This window comes from Streptomyces sp. NPDC048277 (genome assembly GCF_040652235.1).
Taxonomy (GTDB): domain Bacteria; phylum Actinomycetota; class Actinomycetes; order Streptomycetales; family Streptomycetaceae; genus Streptomyces.
Genome location: NZ_JBEZLQ010000003.1, coordinates 574115 through 589855, shown reverse-complemented (window position 1 = coordinate 589855; position 15741 = coordinate 574115). Strand labels below are relative to the sequence as shown.

15 protein-coding genes are annotated in these 15741 nt (G+C 72.1%); 10 read left to right on the top strand and 5 right to left on the bottom strand.

What is annotated here, in order from left to right:
• Positions 1–165 precede the first annotated feature (165 nt).
• Positions 166–675, top strand: coding sequence for a lamin tail domain-containing protein (locus AB0D85_RS10225; RefSeq protein WP_362316545.1), 510 nt, complete (start codon positions 166–168; stop codon positions 673–675).
• A gap of 72 nt (positions 676–747) precedes the next feature.
• On the opposite strand, the gene AB0D85_RS10220 is transcribed toward AB0D85_RS10225, so the two are convergent.
• A complete protein-coding gene (locus AB0D85_RS10220) occupies positions 748–1704 on the bottom strand; it encodes a ScbA/BarX family gamma-butyrolactone biosynthesis protein (RefSeq protein WP_362316542.1) in 957 nt (318 codons plus the stop codon).
• A 394-nt stretch (positions 1705–2098) separates the two neighbouring features.
• Here AB0D85_RS10220 and AB0D85_RS10215 point away from each other — a divergent pair, with 394 nt between their 5' ends.
• From AB0D85_RS10215 to AB0D85_RS10195, 5 genes are all read left to right on the top strand, one after another.
• A complete protein-coding gene (locus AB0D85_RS10215) occupies positions 2099–2830 on the top strand; it encodes an HAD family phosphatase (RefSeq protein WP_362316540.1) in 732 nt (243 codons plus the stop codon).
• Entirely contained in the window at positions 2827–3600 is a 774-nt protein-coding gene (locus AB0D85_RS10210) for a glucose 1-dehydrogenase (RefSeq protein ID WP_362316537.1), read from the top strand. The genes AB0D85_RS10215 and AB0D85_RS10210 overlap by 4 nt, the downstream gene beginning before the upstream one ends.
• Positions 3601–3741: 141 nt before the next feature.
• Positions 3742–4407 carry a ScbR family autoregulator-binding transcription factor gene (locus AB0D85_RS10205; RefSeq protein ID WP_362316534.1) on the top strand — a complete coding sequence of 222 codons (666 nt, stop codon included), beginning with the start codon at positions 3742–3744 and terminating at the stop codon, positions 4405–4407.
• A 186-nt stretch (positions 4408–4593) separates the two neighbouring features.
• Positions 4594–5208 carry a ScbR family autoregulator-binding transcription factor gene (locus AB0D85_RS10200; protein ID WP_362316531.1) on the top strand — a complete coding sequence of 205 codons (615 nt, stop codon included), beginning with the start codon at positions 4594–4596 and terminating at the stop codon, positions 5206–5208.
• 119 nt (positions 5209–5327) lie between these two features.
• Positions 5328–6137: an AfsR/SARP family transcriptional regulator gene (locus tag AB0D85_RS10195; protein WP_362316528.1), complete on the top strand. Its 810-nt coding sequence runs from the start codon at positions 5328–5330 to the stop codon at positions 6135–6137.
• On the opposite strand, the gene AB0D85_RS10190 is transcribed toward AB0D85_RS10195, so the two are convergent.
• Together AB0D85_RS10190 and AB0D85_RS10185 are read right to left on the bottom strand one after the other, a co-directional pair.
• Positions 6125–7237: an MFS transporter gene (locus AB0D85_RS10190; RefSeq protein ID WP_362316631.1), complete on the bottom strand. Its 1113-nt coding sequence runs from the start codon at positions 7235–7237 to the stop codon at positions 6125–6127. The two genes, AB0D85_RS10195 and AB0D85_RS10190, sit on opposite strands and share 13 nt — an antisense overlap.
• Positions 7238–7393: 156 nt before the next feature.
• Positions 7394–8671, bottom strand: a complete 1278-nt coding sequence (locus AB0D85_RS10185; RefSeq protein WP_362316525.1) for an FAD-dependent oxidoreductase — start codon at positions 8669–8671, stop codon at positions 7394–7396.
• Positions 8672–9227: 556 nt separating this feature from the next.
• Between AB0D85_RS10185 and AB0D85_RS10180 the strand changes: the two genes are divergently transcribed.
• From AB0D85_RS10180 to AB0D85_RS10170, 3 genes are all read left to right on the top strand, one after another.
• Positions 9228–10199, top strand: coding sequence for an EamA family transporter (locus tag AB0D85_RS10180; RefSeq protein ID WP_362316522.1), 972 nt, complete (start codon positions 9228–9230; stop codon positions 10197–10199).
• A 293-nt stretch (positions 10200–10492) separates the two neighbouring features.
• Positions 10493–11347, top strand: a complete 855-nt coding sequence (locus AB0D85_RS10175; RefSeq protein ID WP_362316519.1) for an AfsR/SARP family transcriptional regulator — start codon at positions 10493–10495, stop codon at positions 11345–11347.
• A gap of 26 nt (positions 11348–11373) precedes the next feature.
• Entirely contained in the window at positions 11374–12150 is a 777-nt protein-coding gene (locus tag AB0D85_RS10170; protein WP_362316516.1) for a methyltransferase domain-containing protein, read from the top strand.
• Positions 12151–12216: 66 nt separating this feature from the next.
• Here AB0D85_RS10170 and AB0D85_RS10165 read toward each other — a convergent pair whose 3' ends face one another.
• Positions 12217–14130 (bottom strand): cellulase family glycosylhydrolase, encoded by a 1914-nt coding sequence (locus tag AB0D85_RS10165; protein ID WP_362316514.1) that lies wholly within the window; start codon positions 14128–14130, stop codon positions 12217–12219.
• 56 nt (positions 14131–14186) lie between these two features.
• Entirely contained in the window at positions 14187–14936 is a 750-nt protein-coding gene (locus tag AB0D85_RS10160; protein WP_362316511.1) for an alpha/beta fold hydrolase, read from the bottom strand.
• Positions 14937–15051: 115 nt separating this feature from the next.
• Here AB0D85_RS10160 and AB0D85_RS10155 point away from each other — a divergent pair, with 115 nt between their 5' ends.
• Entirely contained in the window at positions 15052–15741 is a 690-nt protein-coding gene (locus tag AB0D85_RS10155; protein WP_362316508.1) for a DUF6215 domain-containing protein, read from the top strand.

Here is a 15741-nt window from a genome sequence, read left to right as displayed (position 1 = left end):
TAGGAAAGCGAAGGATACGTAATAGGTGTCGTGTATCGCCCGGTCCGGGCGCGGCCGGGGCGCAGGGTGTGGCTGCGCGGCCGTCCGGTCGCCACCTCGCACCACACACCCCTCGTGGCCTGCGGCTTCGCTGGAGTGTGCTCGAACCCTGCAAAGGGGGACCTCGTGTCCGTTTCTGTCACCGCCCGCCGTCTCGGTTCCGCCACCGCCGTGGCGGCCGCCCTGGTGGGCGCGCTGGCCCTGCCGGCCGCGGCCGCTGCCGTCCCGTACCCCGCGTCGGAGCGCGGCGCGGTCGTCATCAGCGCCGTGCGGCATGACCTCCAGGGCCGCTCGGCCTTCTCCGGCCGTGCCCTGAACCGGGAGTGGGTGGACGTCACCAACACCTCCCGCAGGGACGTGAACCTGAGCGGCTGGACGCTCTCGGACGCCGAGGGTCACACCTACACCTTCCGGCACTACCGGCTGGAGGGCCGCGCCACGGTCCGCGTCCACACCGGGGAGGGCCGGGACACCATGACGGACCTGTACCAGGACCGCAACCGCTCCGTCTGGAACTACGAAACCGACACCGCCACCCTGCGCAACGACCACGGGCGTTACGTCGACTCCGCCTCCTGGGGTCTGCACCACCGCCGTGACGCCGACGACCGGCACGCCTTCGGGCACCGCCACTGACGCACGGGACGTCCGCCGCCGGGCCCTGCTCCAGGGTCCGGCGGCGGACGTGTGCCGTGGCGGCGCCCGGTGTCAGCCCTGGACGACCGGCCCGTTCACCGTGGAGGTGAAGACGATGTCGCCGTCCTGCACGCCGACGACGTCGACGGCCACCGTGCCGTCGCTCGCGGCCGTCACTCCCGTGGTGTCGATCCAGCAGGGGCTGTCGAGTTCGACGTAACGGCTGAACGACGTGGACGTGCTCGCCGGAATCAGCGTCCGGGGCGCCAGCCTGGCGCAGGCCGCCTGCCGGGCGCCCTCCATCAGGACCATCCCGGGCAGGTGGTCGCCGTCGTGGTCGAACAGGATCGGATGGTTCAGGTCGGGTCTGAGCAGCCAGCGGTACGGCGTGCGGGTGGGCGTCAGCACCACGTCGGCGGGGGAGGTGCGGCCCGCGGCGGACGGCGGCAGCGGGCCGGAGGCTATCCCCGGGTCGGTCGAACTCGGCCGCTTGTCAGGCCGGTTGGCGCGCAGCCGGGCGTAGACGGCGGGCGTGATGATGGAGTAGAGCCCCTCGCCGTGGGCCACCGGCCGGCCGTCCCGGCGCAGTGCGAACTCGATGCCCATCCGGCGCGTGGAGGCCCGGCCGCGCGGGGCGGGGTCCGGACATGTCACCTCCAGCTCGAAGTCGGTGGGGCGGGAGGCGATCCGCAACTGGCCGAGATCGGTGTGGCAACTGAGCGACCACAGCACGAAGTGATGGCCGAGCGGTACCCCGTGTTCCGCGTGCGTCACGAACATGCCGGCCTGCCGAAACGTCTCTGCAGCCTGGAGCGGGTCATGACTCGAGCCGTCGGCGCTGTTGAAGAACGTGTGCGCGCGCGGCCACTGCCCGGTGAGGGAGAACCGCAGCCCGTCGTCCCGGGCGGTGCAGCCGGTGAGGAACACCTCGGCCAGGGACGCCCGGTGGACGTACTCCTTGGGAACCGTGGTGGTCAGCCGGGGCAGTGCGGGCAGACCGACTTCGATCTCGCTGGTGGACACGCTCATCGACAACCCCCCGTCGGAACGCTCTTGTGTGACCTGAAGCTCTGTTAGACGCCTATAAGATACGGACCTACCGGTTTTCTCGGGTCGGCCACTAGGTAAAGGATTCGCCAAGCGTGGTGGGACTCGATCCATGCATGGCTCCGCTCAGTGGTGGTTTGGCCAAGTATTTTCGCGCTCAATCATGCCGATGGCACGGCGAAAAACGGACTAACTGGCAGATGTCGACGGCTGGTTATCGGTGGATGGCGAGCGGGATACGACTCCGCAAAACCAGTCCAGCGGTTTCATTTGGCCATGTTCCCAAGGGAGTTGGCCGCGCCACGGCCACACCCCTGACTCCCCGGTCTCGACAGCCACTGCATGATGGTCGGACGGCCTGCGAGAGGGAGACCCGATGGAACCACTGCGCACCCTGCGCCTCGCCGCCGTCAACATCGACGGCGTCCTGCTCAACGACAGCTTCAGCCCCGTCCTGCACCGCCTCGTCCTCAGATACGGCGGCGAGTACACCCGGGACCTGGAGCAGCGGCTCTTCTCGCAGCCCCGGCTCGCGGCCGCCAGGGTGCTGCTGGAGGAGACGGGCGCCGGCGTGGGCGAGCAGCAGGCCGTCGACGACTACTTCGCCGAACGCGAGCGCTACCTGCGCACCCATCCCGTCCACACCCTCGACGGCGCCGAGGAACTCCTGCACCGGCTGCGCGCCCTCGGCCTCGACCTCGTCTGCTACGGCGGCCTCGACGAGAACCACTTCCGCCGCCATCTCGGCGCCTGGGAGCACCTGTTCACCGCCCCGGGCTACATCTGCACCAACGATGTCCGCCCCGGTATCCGGGAGATCGTCCAGGACCACTTCGGCCTCGACTACCACCAGGTCCTCTTCATCGACGACGTGGCCCGCTTCGCCGGTCATGCCAAGGAACTGAACGTGCCGTTCGTCGGCCACCCCAGCACCTTCGAACACGGCCACCAGCGTGAGCTGATGCGTGAACTCGGCGTCCGGCACCTGGTCGGCCGCCTCGCCGAGATCGACGAGGAGCGCCTGCGCACCCTCGACCGCGAGGCCGGGCTCGGCACCGTCTGGGACGAGGCCGGCGCCCCCTCCGTCGTCCGTGAGGTGGCCAAGTGAGCGCGGCCGAAGGGGCCGTACTGGCGGGCAGGGTCGCCCTCATCACCGGCGCCAGCAGCGGCATCGGGGCGGCCGCGGCCCGGGTGTTCGCCCGGCAGGGGGCCACCGTCGTCGTCACCGCCCGCCGTGCGGACAGACTGCGCGACCTCGTGGACGAGTTGCGCGTCATGGGCGCCGAGGCGAGCCACCGCACCGTGGACGTGCGCGACGGTGAAGAGGTGCGCAGGACGGTCGAGTTCACCGTCGAGCGGTACGGCCGTCTCGACGCCGCCTTCAACAACGCCGGCGTCGCGCTGCCCAAGACCCCGATGCACCTCATAGCCGACGCGGACTACGAGCGGGTCACCGAGACCAATGTGCGAGGCGTGTGGAACTGCCTGCGGCACGAGATCACGGCCATGCTGGAGAGCGGCGGGGGCTCGATCGTCAACACCAGCAGCGTGGGCGGCCTGGTCGCCTCCTCCACGGCCGCGCCCTACATCGCCTCCAAACACGCGGTGATCGGACTGACCAAGGCCGCCGCCGTCGAGTACGCCCCCAACCGCATCCGCGTGAACGCCATCGCCCCCGGCCTGACCCGCTCCGAGATGATCGACGACTGGTTCGCCAGGTCGCCCGAGAACGAGGCACGGGCGTACCGTTCGGCCCCGCAGGCCCGCGCCGCCGACCCCGAGGAGGTCGCGGAGGCCGCGGCCTGGCTGTGCAGTGACAAGGCGAGCTTCGTCACGGGTGCCACACTTACCGTGGACGGTGGGCGCACCGCCTGGTGAACTGCCCGGCGAGCCCCGGGCGCACGCTCCGGCAGCCGCGCGGGACCGGTCGGTCATCGGGCCCGGACGGCCGAAATACCGACCCCCGATTGGGGTAAGGTACGTCACGTCCGGTTTTGTTTTGACCGAGGAGGGGTCCCCGTGGCGCGTCAGGAGCGTGCGATTCGGACCCGGCGCGCTGTTGTCGAGGCCGCCGCGGCGGTCTTCGCCGAGCGCGGATACACGGCGGCGACGATCTCCGAGATCCTCGAGCGCGCCGGCGTCACCAAGGGCGCACTGTACTTCCACTTCGACTCCAAGGAAGCCCTCGCGCGAGGCGTGATCAACGCCCAGATAAGCGACGACTACTGGGTGCCGCGCGAGCTGAAGCTCCAGGAGTGGGTGGACATCGGCATGACGCTGGCCTACCGGATCCCCAAGGAGGTCATCCTCCTCGCCGGCATACGGCTGTCCGCCGACATCCAGGGGCGGTCGCTGTTCGGCAGCGCCTGGCCCGCCTGGACCGAGGTGGTCACCGAGAAGCTCGTGGAGGCCAAGGACCGCGGCGAGGTGCTGCCGCACGTCAGCCCCCGCGAGACCGCGGAGTGCTTCCTCGGGGCCTGGATCGGGACCCAGTTCATGTCCGAGGTCGTCTCCGACTGGACGGATCTCAACGACCGTATCTCCGTCCTCTACAACCATGTTCTGCCGGCCATCGCCACCCCCGCGGCCCTGATCCGGCTGGACACCGCACCCGACCGGGGTGCCCGGGTCGTGGAGGAAGTCGAACGCCAGCGGCAGGAATCGCCGGTGGAAACCGAGGTCTGACCCGCCTCGAACCAAACCGGTCGCCTGGTTTGTGACTTACGGCCGCGCCGTCCTCCGCGTGCGTCCCCGCCTCTGACAAACCTGCCCATGGCGCTGTTTGCTAAGGTTCTCAAATCGGAATGTTGCAGGACCAGGGGGAATCGGACCGCCCAATTCCGGATTCTCCCGGATCACCAGGGGGACGCGATGGTCAAGCAGCTCCGGGCGGCCCGAACCCGCGAGGCCCTCGTTCTCGCGGCCGCCGAGACCTTCGCCGACGACGGGTACGCGCTGTCCTCGCTGCCCGCGATCAGCCGGCGGGCGGGGGTGAGTGCCGGGGCGCTGCACTTCCACTTCCCCAGCAAGGACGCCCTCGCGGCCGAGGTGGAGAGCGCGGCACGGCGGTCCGTCGAGGAACGGGTGGCGGTCCGGCGCTCGTCGGCCACATCCGAGTTGCATCTGCTGATCACGGTCACCCGGGAACTGCTCGTCGCGGTCGCAACCGATGCCGTCGTCCGGGCGGGCTTCCGGCTCAGCGTCGATCCCTCCCGCAAGTCCGGGACGGACTTCGGGCGTTGGTGGCGTACCTGGGTGTGCGAACAGCTGCTGCGGGCGCAGCACCAGGGGGAACTGGCCGAGGGAGTGGCACCGGACCGGGTCGCCGCGGTGATAGTCGCCGCTACGTTCGGCTTCGAGGTGCTCGGCGCGCAGGACCGTGACCGGATCGCGCCGCTCCACGCCGACCAGTTCTGGTCGCTGGTGCTGCCCCAACTGGCGGCGCGCAGCGACGGGTTCGTGTGCGCCGTACCGCCCGCTTCCTGACCAGAGGACACGAGGGAACACACCGACCGGTGCGCCGTTGACAAACCGTCCGCGCCGTTTTTGACTCTGGGTCGAAGTCGCCTCGGAGCATCCGAGCGGCGGACGAGGAGGGAGGCGGCGTGGACATCGGCATACTCGGCGCTCTCGACGTGCGCGAGAACGGCGTCTCCGTCACCCCGACCGCGCCCAAGCCCCGTCAGGTACTCGCCCTCCTCGCCCTGCACGCCGACCGGGCCGTGACCGTCGAGACGCTGACCGAGGAACTCTGGGGGCAGCGCCCACCGCGCAGCGCCCGCTCCACCCTGCAGACCTACGTCATGCACCTGCGCGAGCTCATCACCCCGGCGCTGGAGCGGACGGGCCACGGCACGGGCGCGCGCACCGCCAAGCAGGTCCTGCGCACCGTCCCCGGCGGGTATCTGCTGGACAGCGGCGAAGGGACCAGTGACCTCCGGGAGTTCGAGCGGCTCGCCGCGTCGGGGTACCGCGCGATGGACGTCCGGGACCACCCCGAGGCCGCCCGGCTGCTGCGCACGGCGCTCGACCTGTGGACCGGGCCCGCCCTGGCCGACGTGCCCGCCGGGGAGTATCTGCGCCCGCAGATCCGGGGACTGGAGGAGAGCCGGCTGTGCGCGCTGGACCGGCGTATCGAGGCCGATCTGCGACTCGGCCGGCACCACGAGCTGATCGCCGAACTCACCGTGCTGGCCGGCCGCCACCCCACCCATGAGAGCCTGTGCGGCCAGCTCATGCTCGCCCTGCACCGCTCCGGCCGCCGCAGCGATGCCCTCGGCGCCTACCAGCGACTGCGCACCACCCTCGTACGCGACCTGGGCCTGGAACCCTCGGCCGCACTGGGCGAGTTGCGCCGGTCCATCCTGGCGGCCCCCGCGGACGACACGCCGGGTCCGCTCGCTCAGATGGGCTGACGGGTACGGCCGTTGCCGAGCAGCACCGCGCACGCCCCGGCCGTCAGCAGCCCGCCCGCGAGGAAGGCGCCCCGGGCGCCGGCCGACGGCAGGACCAGCCCGCCGAGCGCGGCACCCGACGCGATACCGGCGTTGTAGAAGCCGGAGTTCGCCGCCAGGGCGATGTCCGTGCGGCCCGGTGCGCAGTGCAGCATCGCGTTCTGGGCGGCCATGAACACCGGCCCGAGCGCACCGCCCGTCAGGACCAGGAACACCACGGCCGCGACCGGACGGCTGCCCGCCGCGTAGAGGCCGAGCATGCCCACCGCCTGGACGGCCACGGCGGTGGTCAGCGCGGAGTGCGGGAAGCGGTCCAGCAGCGCCCCGGTGACGGTCACACCGGCCAGGCACGCGACGCCGAAAACCACGAGCAGGGCGCTGACCGCGCCCGGGGAGAACCCGCTCACGTCGCCCAGGAACGCCACGATGTAGGTGTACCCCGCGAACGCCCCGGTGGCGGACAGGGTCCCGGCCGCCAGCACCGTGACGAACCGCCGGGTGTCGGGAGCGGATCCGTGGGCCGCGGGCGCCTCCTCCGGACGCGACGTCGGCAGCAGTACGGCGATCGGCACCAGGGACACCAGCCCCAGAGCCGCCAGTGCGGCGACCGGCGCCCGCCAGTCGCCGTGCCGCCCCAGCCAGGTCCCGGCGGGAACACCGAGCACGAGCGCGAGGGAACCGGCGACCGACAGCGCCCCGATCACACGGCCACGGACCCCGGGCGGGAACAGGCCCACCGCGACCGGCCCCGACACCGCCCAGAACAGCGCCTGGGCGAGCGCGGTCAGCAGCCGCGCCCCGAGCAGCGGCCAGTAGGAGCCGGCCAGCGCCGCAGCCGCACTGGACACGACCAGCGCGGCCAGCAGTCCCGTGAGCACATGACGCCGGGGCACGGCCCGGGTGACCTGGGCGAGCGGCAGCGAGGCGACGGCCACCGCCACGCCGTAACCGGTGATCAGGAGGCCGACCGCCGACGGCGACACCCGAAGGCTCCCGGAGATGACCTCCAGGAGGCCGATCGGCAGGCTCTCGGCGGTGTTGAAGGTGAAGGCGGCCAGCATCAGGGCACCGAGCACCGCCGGCCCGTGCCACGGAGCCGGGCGCCGCGAGCGCCCGCGGTCACTGCCCGCCGACGCCCGTCGCACCCGCTCCGTGGCACCGCCCATGGATCCACCTCAGCGGGCCCACCGGTCCCGCCGCAACCGAATTAACCCTGCTCAGGCGGCCCCGACGTGCCTGGCGATCCGGACGGCGGCGAACTCCGTGCCCGCCACGAACCGCATCATCGGCCCGAACATCGGTGCCGCGAGCGACCCGGTGAAGTACAGACCGGGCACCGAGGACTCGAACGTCCCCCGCAGCGCGGGCGCCTTCGAACCCGGCACGCACGCGACGGCACGCCGCACGGCCGGGGACAGAAAGGGCAGCGCGTCCAGGTCCAGCCGGTAACCGGTGGCCGCCAGCACATGGTCGACGGTGAGGGACTCGCGCTCGCCCCCGGGACCGGCGACATCCAGGCGCACCCGGGGCCCGGAGAGCACGGCACCGGTCACCCGCCGCGAGGTGCGCACACGTACGACACCCTCCACCCGGTCCCGCAGCCACCAGCCGCCCGAGGGCCCCAGCGCCCGCCGGAACAGCAGCAGCCGGGCCGCCGCCGGAAGCCGGCGCACACTCCCCGGCGCCGCACAGACCGCCGCCAGGACCCAGCCCGTGCCCAGCGGCGAGGCGGGTTTCGCCACCCGCTGCGACCAGGGCCTGGTCAGGACCGGGGTCATGCCCCACAGCACCGACCCCTCGCGCACCAGGACCTGCGCCTCGGCGCCGGCCTCGTGCAGCAGCGCGGCGCTCTCCAGGGCCGACTGACCACCGCCGACGACGGCCACCCGCCGCCCCGCGTACACCGACAGATCGGTGTGATGGCTGGTGTGCGACACCGCGGCCCGGGGCCCCGGCCCCTCGGGCGCGAGATGCCGCAACTCGTCCGGGACATGGGCGAGTCCGTTCAGCCCGGTCGCCACCACGACGGCCGAGGCCGCCATCTCCTGCCCGTCGTCCAGCCGGACGACGAAGCCGGACCCGGACCCGGACGCGGGCCGCTCGACCGCGGTCACCCGGGCCGGCTCGACCTCACCGACGTACCGCTTCTGGAACCACTGTCCGTACCGTACGAAGACATCGCACGGGATCGGGGTCAGCTCGGTCAGCTCCGGCTCGCCGTGCTCGCGCCGGAAGTCCGCCAGCCGGCCGCCGGGCTCCGGCGCCGACAGGTCGGTGGCGGCCGGCGTCGATTTCAGGAACATCCCGGTGGCCATGGCGTGCCGCCAACTGCCCATCACCTCACCGAAGACACGGACCGGAACCCCCGTCGCCCGTATGTGGGCGGCCACCGACAGTCCGTACGGTCCGGCGCCTATCACCACGACCGGTGGTCGTCCGGACACGGTGAGCGCCTGCTCCTGGACAGGGCTCTGCCCCGGAAGCGACTGCGTCATGCAACCCTCCGCTGGTCTGCTCGCCGCCTTCCCCTGGGCGGCGCGACACTGCGGGATGGCACGCCCGGCGTGACTCGGCCGTGCTCGTCCCCCCTCCGCGGCTGAGTCTGTCCCACCGGCCGGTGCCGGGAAACGGCAACGACGCACGTTGGCCAAAACTTGGTCGAACCATACGACAAGCGACGTCGACCATGTCATCGACGTACGCCGGACGCCTGTCGATGATCACGGAGGCGATAGGAACGGTCGACGGGGGAGGCCGAGCGGCACACCGTGGTATCGCCCTCGTGGAAATGGACCACCCGGTCGCGCTCCGTGTCGGGCCGGGCGTCCCGGAGTGCGGACCGGCCGGTCGCCTTCTGTCCGCCCCTGTACCATCGCCGCGTGAACACCTACTGGCACGTCGTTCTGCCGCCGCTCTGCGCCTGACGGGCGCACCCGCTGACGGTCTGAATCCACGCTCCCGGCCGGGCCCCCGAGGCCGCCCGGAGCCGGTGTCGTGCGCCCGTTCCGAAACCAGTCCGCAGACGGTATTCGACGACGGAAGTTCACGACTGTGCCGAACGACACCTCATCCCAGTTCTCCCGGGCCCGGACCGGCGCGGCCCGCACGCGCCCGCGGCCCCGCCCCGCCGGCCCGCTCGCCGGGCCGCTCCCGATCCTCACGGCCGCCGTGCTGTGGGGCACCACCGGGACCGCCGGTTCCCTCGCCCCCGCCGGAGCGCCGGCCGCCGCCGTCGGCGCCGCCGGTCTGCTCCTCGGCGGGCTCCTGCTGTTCCTGACCGCACCCGGCGGCCGCTCCCTGCCCAGGACCTGCACCGGCGGCGAGCGCCGGCTCCTCGCCCTGGGCGCCCTCGCGGTGGCCGGCTACCCACTCACCTTCTATCCCGCCGTGGCACGCACGGGCGTGGCCGTGGCCACCGTGATCGCGCTCGGCAGCGCCCCCGTCTTCGCCGGCCTCCTCGCCTGGCTCACCCGCCAGTCCCGGCCCACCGTCCGCTGGGCGACCGCGACCGTCGCGGCCGTCCTCGGCTGCGCCGTGCTGGTCCTCGGACCCGAACTCGCGGGCGACGGCGCCCCCATGGACGCCGTCGGCGTCCTGCTGGCGGGGCTCGCGGGACTGTCGTACGCCGTCTACGCGTTGGTCGGCGGTCGGCTCATCGCCCGCGGCCATGCCTCCGGCGCGGTGATGGGCGTGATGTTCGGGGGAGCGTCCCTGCTCGTGCTGCCCGTGCTGCTGTGGAGCGCCGGGCCGTGGCTGTCGACGGCGCGCGGCGCGCTGGTGGTCCTGCACCTCGGGCTGGTCACCACCTTCCTCGCCTACCGGCTCTTCGGACACGGCCTGCGCCGCACCGCGGCCCAGGTGGCGACGACCCTGACCCTGCTCGAACCGGCCGTGGCCGCCGTCCTGGGGGTCGCGGTCCTCGGCGAGCGGCTGCCGGCCGTCTCCTGGTGCGGACTGGCGGTGCTGGCGCTCGGGATCGTGTTCCTCACCTTCCCCGCCGGCGCCCGTGGCAGGGAACGCTGACCCGAGCGGCGGTCAAGTAACCGACCGGATGGGCACTTTCGGTATGGTCTTGGCCATCGAGGCGCCCTGCGGCTCGATGGCCGGACCGGACGTCGGGACGGCTGCCGTCCCACCCTGGCCACCCTCGAAACCACCGCGCTGCACTGCCCTTTCTTCGGGTGCCGGAGGAGTGGCGGGCTCTGCAAGTTTCTCCGACGGTTCGTCGAAGACGCTCCAGAGGCAGCCCTGTTGACAGACCGGTCGTGCTGTTTTCTACTGGCGTCGTGTCAGGTAAGAGGACCAGGGAGACGCGTGTGGACATCGGCCTGCTGGGTGCACTGGATGTGAGGGAGAACGGGGTCTCCATCGCCCCGACGGCGCCGAAACCCCGCCAGGTGCTTGCCCTGCTGGCACTGCGCGCCGACCAGGTGGTGCCCGTCCGGACCCTCATCGAGGAACTCTGGGCGGGCACCCCGCCGCGCAGCGCCCGCACCACCCTGCAGACCTATGTGCTCCAGCTCAGGGAGCTCATCGCGACGGCACTGCGCGAGGGCGATCCCGGGAACGCCGAAGCGCGGACCGCGAAGGACGTCCTGACGACCCTGCCGGGCGGCTATCTGCTCGCCTCCGGAGGCGGCACCAGCGACCTCCGCGAGTTCGAGCGGCTCTGCGAACTGGGCTACCGCGCCATGGAGACCGAGGACTTCGCCGCCGCCTCCCGCACCCTGCGCCGGGCGCTGGACCTGTGGACCGGCCCGCCCTTCGCCGACGTGCAGTCCGGGGTCCACCTGGCCATGGAGACACGGCGGCTGGAGGAGAGCCGGCTGTGCGCCCTGGACCAGCGCATCGAGGCCGACCTGCGGCTCGGCCGGCACCGCGAACTCCTCGCCGAACTCACCGTCCTCACCAGCCGCTACCGCTCCCACGAGAACCTGCACGCGCAGTTCATGATCGCCCTCCACCGCTCGGGCCGGCGCGGCGAGGCCCTCCACGTCTACCAGCAGCTGCGCACCCTCCTCGTCAGAGACCTCGGACTGGAACCCTCGGCACGGCTGCGCCGCCTCCAGCACTGCATCCTCACGGCCACCGCCGAGAACCCCGGCACACCGCGGCAGTACGACGACCTGGCCGCACCGGCACCCAGTGGCGGCCTGGCCGGCGTGTCCTGAGCACGCAAGCCGGTTGACTGCCTGCCATGACATCGACAGCGTTCGAGAGCGCCACCCCCGACCCGATCGTCTACCTGGACCGCGTCGCCGCGACCGGCCTCGGCCGCTCCTACAAGGCGCGCATGCTCGCCGAACTCGGCATCCGTCCGGGACACCGCGTGCTCGACCTGGGCTGCGGCCCCGGCACCGATCTCGCCTCGCTCGCGCAGGCCGCCACCGCGACGGGCACGGTGATCGGTGTCGACCACGACCGGGCCATGGCCACCGCCGCCAGGGAGCGCACCGCCGACCAGCGCACGGTCAGTGTGCTGCTCGGCGACCTCCATCAGCTGCCCCTGCCGGACCGCACCGCGGACCGGGCCCGCACCGACCGGGTACTGCAACATGTCGCCGATCCGGCCGGAGCGCTCCGCGAGGCGCACCGCGTGCTCCGGCCCGGCGGGCGGCTCGTCATGAGCGAGCCGGACTGGGAGACCCTGGCCGTCGATCATCCGGACAGCGGTCTGTCCCGCGCCTACACCCAGTACGTCACGGACCGGGCCGTCCGCAACGCCCGCATCGGCAGGCAGCTCCCCCGACTGGCGACGGAGGCCGGTTTCACGGTGCCCGAGGTCATCCCGGTCACCCCTGTGTTCCGGGACGCCCGTGCGGCCGACAGGATCCTCGGACTGGAGCGGACCACACGCCGCGCCGTGACCGCCGGACACCTCACCGAGGAAGCGGCACGACGCTGGCTCGACCACCTGTCCACGGGGCCCTTCCTCGCGGCCGTGACGCTTTACGTCGTCGTGGCCGAGTCCTAGCCGCCGATTCCGGCAGAGCGCCGGAGGTGCCGAGCGCCGGTACCCGCGGCCGGCACCTCCGGACGGTCAGGGCTGGAGCGGGACGCACAGTGCGGCGGCCGGACCGGGGGTACTGCCCACGCGCGTCGTGAAGGCGACCCCGGCGATGTACTCGTCGGCGGTGCACTGCCCCTTGTAGGCGCCGTAGGCGTAGTCGTCGCCCGCGCCGTCGGCGGGGCGGTTGTCGGACCGGTCGAACCACAGGGTCCGGCCACCGGCACCCACCGCGGCGGCGGCCGGTGCGCACAGCACCGCCGACACCCGCTCGCCCCGGCGGCTGTACCCGATGACGAACTGGCCCGCCGGGCACTGGAACTTGGTGTAGCCGGACGCCCAGTCGCCGCCCGCCGGGACGTACCGTTCGTCCGTGACGACCGTCTGGGTGTTGCCCGCGGCCCGCAGGTCGCCCGCCGTCGCGTCGGTGCACAGGCCGCGTCCGCCGGAGTGCGCGAGACCGATCAGCCGCAGCCCGTCCGGGCAGGCCGCCTTGTAGGCGCCCGAGTCCCAGTCGCCGCCGGCCCGCACGCGCAGGGACTCGACCTGGTCGCCGTGGTCCGTGGACAGCATGCGCCAGGTCGTGCCCGGCGCGACGTATCCGGTGCGGCCGGCGGAACTCATGAGGTGGTCCCACGCGGTGGCCCGCCAGTCCCCGCCGTCGAGGAGGCCGTACCGGTGGCCGGAGGTGTCGTAGCGGAGCAGCGCCCAGTCGTCGTGGCCCTCCCAGCCGACCAGCGGCCAGTAGGCGAAGTCGGTGTCGTGGTCGGTGAAGTAGTCGGTGATGTTGCCGAACCAGGTGCGGGCCGCCGTGCCGGTCTCGTTCGATCCGATGCCGAACTCGCTGATCCACACGGGGGCGGTGTAGTGCTTGCCCTCGGTGGTCACGAAGAAGGCCTCGTCGGCCAGGGTCTGGTACAGCTCGTCGCGGGTCAGGTCCTGGTAGCGGGGGTCACTGGTCTCACCGATGCCGGTGGCGCCGCTGTGGTGGGGGCCGGTGTAGCCGTAGAAGTGGGCGGAGTAGACCAGTTTGTGGGCGTCGACGAGGGTGTTCGAGAGGGTGCGGACGGGGGTGAGGGCGGGGCGGCCGTGGGGGAGCCCGTCGACCGGGATTCCCGTCCAGTTGATGCCCTCGATGACGATGAGGAGGTTCGGGTCGGCCTCGGTGAGGATGCGGTCGCCGGCGAGCTGGGCGGCCGCGTACCAGTCGTGGTCGTCGCCCAGGCCCCAGTTGGGGTCGTCCAGGACGTCCCGGCGCACCTCGTTGTAGAGGTCGGCGCCCACGACACGGGAGTTCGCGGCGTAGCGGCGGGCCATGAAGACCCAGTCGTCGGCCCACTGCTGGGTCGACTGGCTGCTGTTCCAGCGTTCGTTGCCGTCGATGCCGCAGCACCAACGGGACGTGTTGGTGTGGTTGTTGAGAATGACGGCGAAGCCGTCGCCGGTGAGGGCGGCCACGACGGCGTCGTAGACCTCCAGGGGTGTCTTCCCGCGCAACTGCGGGTTGGCGGCGACCGCGGCGTCCGGCACCGGGGCCGTCGTGTGGATCATCGCGTTCGAGAACGGCAGCCGGATGCTGTTGATGCCCAACGCGTGGAAGTCCGAGAGGAGTTGGGGGAGAGCGGCGCGGTCCAGGCCGAGGGGGATGCCGTAGGAGTCCTGCCCGGCGTGGTGGTTGGCGGGGTCGTCGATGCTGCCGCTCCCGGTCCACGAGCCCTGTGCGCCGTCCCAGTTGGCGGCCTTGAGGCGGAAGCGGTTCCCGTTCGCGTCGACGATGTAGCGGCCCCGGGTGGACAGCGGCGGCTGCCAGGCGGCGGTGGCCGAGGCGGCCGGGGCCGGGGCGGGGGACTGGGATCCGGCCGTCGCCGGGGCGGTGCCGAAGAGGGTGAGAACCAGGAACGTGACTGTCAGGTACGTGACAATCTTGATCGACTTCGTGATCGACATCAGCCGTCCTCCGGGTCGAAGTCGCGTGGGGGCGTGGCACCTTACCAAGACGGGTGTCAGCGCAGAAGCGGCTCCTGTGCCCCGCAGGCTTCGGCCGTCCAGCCGTCGAGGTCACGTTCGGGGTGCAGCAGCCGCCTGATGGCGGCGGCGGAGGCGCGGTGCCATTCGCGGCTCCGGCGGAGCATCGCGTGGTCGCTGCCCCTGAGCAGCACCATGCCGGCCTCCGCACCGGCCACGCGGGCCTGCCGTACGTAGGCGGCCGACTCGGCGGGCTCGGTGACCCGGTCCCGGTCGCCGTGCAGCACGAGGATCCTGGTCCCGGCGAGATCGGCCACGGGATCACCCGGCGGGCACCAGGGAGCCAGCGCGAGCACACCGCACACCGAGGGATCGCCCGCCGCGCGCAGCGCCGCCCGCCCGCCCATCGAGTGCCCGATCAGCACCACGGGCACGTCCCCGGCCCGCAACCGCAGCTCGTCCAGGGCCCGCAGGGTGTCCTGGAGCGGGTCGGCGGCCTCGTTCCAGCCCCGGTAGCGGTACCGGACCTGCCCGATGAGCACCTCGCGGGGCGAGGAGACCGATGCGGCCACGCCCAGGAAGGGGCGCATGCGCAGCGCCGCCGGCTGCCAGGGGCGGGAGGGACGGAGCCCCTTCTCCTGTCCTCCGTGCAGGACGAGCACCGCCGCCCGGGCCCGGTCCCGTGGCGCGCGACGCACCACCAGAGCGCTCCCGCCCGCCTCGACGACCTGTCCGTCGCCCACCGCGTCCACGTCTGCCTCCTCCGGCGTGTTGCGTGCTGCCGCCATCAAACACTCCCGGAGGAATCCACAGCCACCGCGGGTCCTGTACGGCTTGTGCCGTTCACGTCAACATCAGTTAGGCTCCTGGCGTGCACAGGGGACGCACAGCGGGGTGGGGGAGATGACCGACGGCCTCAACGCGCCCGAAGAGGGCGGCAGACCGGTTCTTCAGGCGATCACGGCGGTGGTCCTGGTCGCGGCCGTCATGGGTGGGCTGTGGGCCCAGCACAAGCTGGTCCGCCACAAGGACGCGAGCAGCGCACCGGCGAGCTGCTCGAACCCGACGAACCATCTGCCGGCCCGTTATGTGTCCGGCGCCCGGTTGTGCACGGTGCTGAACCGCCCGGACCTCCCGGCCCTCCTGGGGACCCCGCGGGAGAAGATCGAGACCGCCGGCGGAAGCGGGGGCTGGATCACCCTCGCCGGGGGCACCAAGATCGCCGCGCCGGAGGCGACCGTGTCCCTGAAGACGTACTCCGTGAAGCTGTCGGCGTCGTACGACGACATGCCCGTCTCCGAGGCGGGCGACCTGCTGAACGACGCACGCAGGACGACGGTCCTGGGACACCCCGCCGTCGTCTACTCCAGCCCGACCATCTCCTTCAAGTTCAACCTCGCCGGCGGGAAGGCGGACACGGGCCCAGGCGGCACCGCGCGCTGCGTCCTGGTGTCGAAGCACGGCAAGGACGACGGCAAGGGCACGTTCGAGCTGGCCATCTGGCGCCAGGACGACGTGTACCCCGACGACACGGCGCTGTTGCGCGTCGCCGAACAGGTGCTGCAGACGGTCCCGGGGTGGAGCGAGCGCTGA

Excerpts from the sequence above, each read along its gene's own strand:
- AB0D85_RS10200 (WP_362316531.1), top strand. The coding sequence starts at position 4,594 with ATGGTCAAGCAGCTCCGGGCGGCCCGAACCCGCGAGGCCCTCGTTCTC.
- AB0D85_RS10160 (WP_362316511.1), bottom strand. The coding sequence starts at position 14,936 with ATGGCGGCAGCACGCAACACGCCGGAGGAGGCAGACGTGGACGCGGTG.
- AB0D85_RS10170 (WP_362316516.1), top strand. The coding sequence starts at position 11,374 with ATGACATCGACAGCGTTCGAGAGCGCCACCCCCGACCCGATCGTCTAC.
- AB0D85_RS10155 (WP_362316508.1), top strand. The coding sequence starts at position 15,052 with ATGACCGACGGCCTCAACGCGCCCGAAGAGGGCGGCAGACCGGTTCTT.
- AB0D85_RS10190 (WP_362316631.1), bottom strand. The coding sequence starts at position 7,237 with ATGCTGGCCGCCTTCACCTTCAACACCGCCGAGAGCCTGCCGATCGGC.
- AB0D85_RS10185 (WP_362316525.1), bottom strand. The coding sequence starts at position 8,671 with ATGACGCAGTCGCTTCCGGGGCAGAGCCCTGTCCAGGAGCAGGCGCTC.
- AB0D85_RS10215 (WP_362316540.1), top strand. The coding sequence starts at position 2,099 with ATGGAACCACTGCGCACCCTGCGCCTCGCCGCCGTCAACATCGACGGC.
- AB0D85_RS10220 (WP_362316542.1), bottom strand. The coding sequence starts at position 1,704 with ATGAGCGTGTCCACCAGCGAGATCGAAGTCGGTCTGCCCGCACTGCCC.
- AB0D85_RS10165 (WP_362316514.1), bottom strand. The coding sequence starts at position 14,130 with ATGTCGATCACGAAGTCGATCAAGATTGTCACGTACCTGACAGTCACG.